This window comes from Acetobacter sicerae (assembly GCF_011516765.1).
Taxonomy (GTDB): Bacteria; Pseudomonadota; Alphaproteobacteria; order Acetobacterales; family Acetobacteraceae; genus Acetobacter; species Acetobacter sicerae.
In genome coordinates, this window is sequence record NZ_JAAABN010000052.1 from 1 (window position 1) to 3,219 (window position 3,219).

The window sequence follows — 3,219 nt, forward strand, 5'->3', positions numbered from 1 at the left end:
CCAGAACCACCAGTGCGTGAATAGGTCAGGCATTTCGTTTCTCTGTTTTTTTTGTTGGTGGTGTTTTTTGCGTTGACACCAATTCCATGACCCGCTTATATCGGGTCATAGGGCGAGGCAATGAAGCCTCCTCTGGAATGAGTAGGAAGCTCACCATGACACTCAACGAGATTTACAGCACATTTACAGTCGGCTCTGAGGGTTTCGTCAGCGCGGTTGAAGCGAATTGTGGGTTCGAAATCAGCCGCACAGAAATTGAGCGCATTTCTGCTGTCGCCCCTACGGCTGAGGCGTTCGAGAGCGTTTGGGAAAACTCCAGCGCTTGGACAGACGAAAGCAACGGATAACCGTAATGAGGGGGCGGGACTGTCTCCCGCCATTTTTTTGGGGGGGGGGTGGTATGACGCCGGGCGAACTTAGTGGGCGTATTTCGAAAACGTTTGGAGATGCTCACGGGGCACTGAAATCCGCCTCCGATACTCTCCCGATCAATTACGATAACCTCAGGCAGATGCTGTCCGGGCGGCGTCCTGTCGCGGAGTGGCTCGCAGAACGGTTCGATGAGATCGACCGGCTGGCGCGTATAGAGTCACCGCCCGCATCTTTGCACCCCGATGCTGACAGAGATGAACCCTGTTGCGCCGCGCTTGAACCTCACCTTGACGAGTTGATGCGTCGCGCCATTGCAGCCGGATGGCAGGAGGGGGAGGTGATCGTGGCCGCCCTAGGGTGGGCTATTCATTCGTGTCTAGATGGCGCTGGGCTACCTGCGACGCTCCAGATGCTCGACGACGCGCGTGAGTTGGCAGAGATGCAGGGCGCGCTCAATGCGGGAGCGCACAAAAAATGAACGCAGATCCTCAGAGAGGTCCGTTCACAGGCCGATCTGAGGTTGACGAATATCTGTCTCACGACGAGATCGCGTGCCTGATTTGTGGACGTCGTTTCAGGACTCTGGCGAGGCACGTCCGCATTACACACAACCTCAGTTGTGATCAGTATCGAAAAATGTTCGCAATTCCTGCTGGGTGTGGGCTCGTCTGCGCGCCACTCCGAAAACAGGCAGCAGATCAAACGCGGCAGCGTCACCTTTCTGGTAAATTATCCCCAGACCTGCTGGCAGCGTCACAGGCAGCGCGGCAGGCTGGACGCGGTGAGCGTGTTGCGTGGGAATTGCTGGAGCAGTCGCGCCGCGCTGCGGCGATAGAGCGCGAAATAATTCCAGATGGTGGGCTGCGACGTGACGGTCGGGATGCTGTTCGCGCGCGGGAAACTCAGAGACGGCGCAGAGCGGCTGTGAAATCCAGAGAATAGCAATTTTGTATCATGCGCTCGCCGCCTTCATCTCGGCAACCAGCGCATCGAGCGCCTCACCTTTCGGGCTGGCGCCATGAATGTCCGACCAGTGCTGCCGCGACACATTAAACTTTGTACATTTACTGTACACACCCATGTAACTTGTACTTTTTCTTTGAGTGTCTGAAAATAGATCAGCCCGCAATAGTGTTTCAGCACTTTGCGGACCTCACCAATGACTTGAGGATAGCAAGCCAGTGGCTAACGAAGAGGTTTACGCTGAAGACCCGTGTGTGCAAGGGCGTTTTTGGCTGAAGGTAGATAAGGATGGTCCACTTCATCCGTATGACGCTAGCGAGGGAAGGTGCTGGGCGTGGTTAGGGTGTTTAGGGCGAGGATATGGACAAATATGGATAGACGGCAAAATGAGGTCGGCACATGCTTTATCTTTAGCGATTGCCGGACGAGAAATACCCAGCGACCTCGTATGCCGGCACACGTGCGATAATTCTAAGTGCGTCAACCCATCTCATATTATTTTCGGAACTCAGAAGCAGAATATTTCTGACAAAGTTGAAAATGGAAGACAGACCTCGGGAGAGAGGCATCCTATGGCTAAACTAACCGAGAAAGATATAGTTGTTATCAGAAGTAGTCGTAAACGAGGAGTAGATCTGGCGAGACTTTTCAGTGTAAGCCAGCAAACAATATCTAGCATACGGAAAGGATTTATCTGGAAGTGCGTCCCTAATCCATAAAGCCGGAAAGAGAAGCTACCCTCTCGTTAAATAGTCAGAGTTCTCCGATCTAAGCCTATCAAAATCCTCGTTGGACAGTAGACCCGACGCAGGCTTGAGTTGTGGAAACGCGAGGGCATGCGCTTCATCCATCCGTGACCGCACCCACCGCCACGTTGCCTTCTGGACCATGCCCCATGTGAGGATCGAGACCAGATCCGTGTCCTCAATGCCGGAATATGACCAGTAGACAGTGCAGTGACCGCCCGCGCTTCCCGGCGTCGGGTCTCCGCGCTCTGTCGGCGTCTCCGTATCCCAGACCGGGGCAAGATTGCCCTGCTCGTCCTGCCACATATCGGCTTCAGCCAGAGCGAGGCCATTATAGACACCGCCGAACGCCGCCATGCAGAGACGGATCCCATTGAGGTCGTTCTTGTCGATATTGCCCCAGATCGGAAAGATCGTCTGCGTTTCCAGAGCGTATCCGTCCCGCCCAGCCATCGTCAGGACGTCCAGTTCATAGCCACCGCGATCCGTCGCCTCGTTGCCCGGAACATAGCCCGTGCTTTTGGAGTAGAACCGGACCGCATCTTCTGTCGTGACAGATACTTGGAATCCGCCCAAGGCGGCCTGCGCCCTGAACGCGTTGGCAAGCCCGACTGACGTGCAGTCCCCAGTCTGGTCATTACCCAGCATCAGAGGGGCCGGATCGATGTGGTCGCGCAGCAATCGTGCCGGCGCGGTGCGCTGCATAAGCGAAAGGCGCGCCATCTTCGGTGCACGCGGGTCGTGGCGTGCTGCGAGTTTGCCGAGTTTGCGGGTCATGCCGCGCCTCCCATTTTCATGCGCCATTGTGGGTCCATCATTTTGAGTCCGAGGCCGACTGGCAGAGGTTCCGGACCAAAGCGGCCCCGCAGTGGAGAGCTGCGACGCCGGGCCTCATCCGCTTTTATTTTCTGGGACAGTTTGTTCAGACAGGAGCGCGATAGACCGGTCTGCGCCTCCAGCATTCGGAGCGATAGGCTGGGAGTTTTGTTCCATTCGCGGACGGCCTGCTCCGCTATCCGTTGGCGATCTGGAGAAAGAGGAAGTGCCATCAGGCAAACCTCCTCACCCACGTCAGCGCTGAGACCGCGCAATACCGCTCCATATCACGGCGCTGCCAATGGAGCCGGGCGACGCTGGC

Annotated in this window: 5 protein-coding genes and 1 pseudogene; 3 read left to right on the forward strand and 3 right to left on the reverse strand. The window is 56.2% G+C overall.

The features are described from left to right. Positions 1–155: 155 nt before the first annotated feature. The 3 genes and pseudogenes from GVI59_RS18360 to GVI59_RS19530 all read left to right on the forward strand — a co-directional run. A complete protein-coding gene (locus tag GVI59_RS18360) occupies positions 156–347 on the forward strand; it encodes a hypothetical protein (RefSeq protein WP_173575486.1) in 192 nt (63 codons plus the stop codon). 53 nt (positions 348–400) lie between these two features. Further along, complete coding sequence (locus GVI59_RS18365; protein WP_173575487.1) at positions 401–850, forward strand: hypothetical protein; 450 nt, start codon at positions 401–403, stop codon at positions 848–850. Then, a pseudogene (locus tag GVI59_RS19530) lies at positions 847–1,080 on the forward strand (MucR family transcriptional regulator); the annotation flags it as partial. The gene GVI59_RS18365 and the pseudogene GVI59_RS19530, both read left to right, overlap by 4 nt. Positions 1,081–1,125: 45 nt before the next feature. Here GVI59_RS19530 and GVI59_RS19235 read toward each other — a convergent pair. The 3 genes from GVI59_RS19235 to GVI59_RS18380 form a co-directional block, all read right to left on the reverse strand. Then, the gene (locus tag GVI59_RS19235; protein WP_242013216.1) at positions 1,126–1,317 is read right to left on the reverse strand and encodes a hypothetical protein; all 192 of its coding nucleotides are present in this window, start codon (positions 1,315–1,317) and stop codon (positions 1,126–1,128) included. Positions 1,318–2,069: 752 nt separating this feature from the next. After that, complete coding sequence (locus GVI59_RS18375; RefSeq protein ID WP_173575489.1) at positions 2,070–2,858, reverse strand: hypothetical protein; 789 nt, start codon at positions 2,856–2,858, stop codon at positions 2,070–2,072. Then, positions 2,855–3,130, reverse strand: coding sequence for a hypothetical protein (locus GVI59_RS18380; RefSeq protein WP_173575490.1), 276 nt, complete (start codon positions 3,128–3,130; stop codon positions 2,855–2,857). Before GVI59_RS18380 ends, GVI59_RS18375 begins: the two co-directional genes overlap by 4 nt. Positions 3,131–3,219 lie beyond the last annotated feature (89 nt).

Excerpts from the sequence above, each read along its gene's own strand:
- GVI59_RS18365 (WP_173575487.1), top strand. The coding sequence starts at position 401 with ATGACGCCGGGCGAACTTAGTGGGCGTATTTCGAAAACGTTTGGAGAT.
- GVI59_RS18375 (WP_173575489.1), bottom strand. The coding sequence starts at position 2,858 with ATGACCCGCAAACTCGGCAAACTCGCAGCACGCCACGACCCGCGTGCA.
- GVI59_RS18360 (WP_173575486.1), top strand. The coding sequence starts at position 156 with ATGACACTCAACGAGATTTACAGCACATTTACAGTCGGCTCTGAGGGT.
- GVI59_RS18380 (WP_173575490.1), bottom strand. The coding sequence starts at position 3,130 with ATGGCACTTCCTCTTTCTCCAGATCGCCAACGGATAGCGGAGCAGGCC.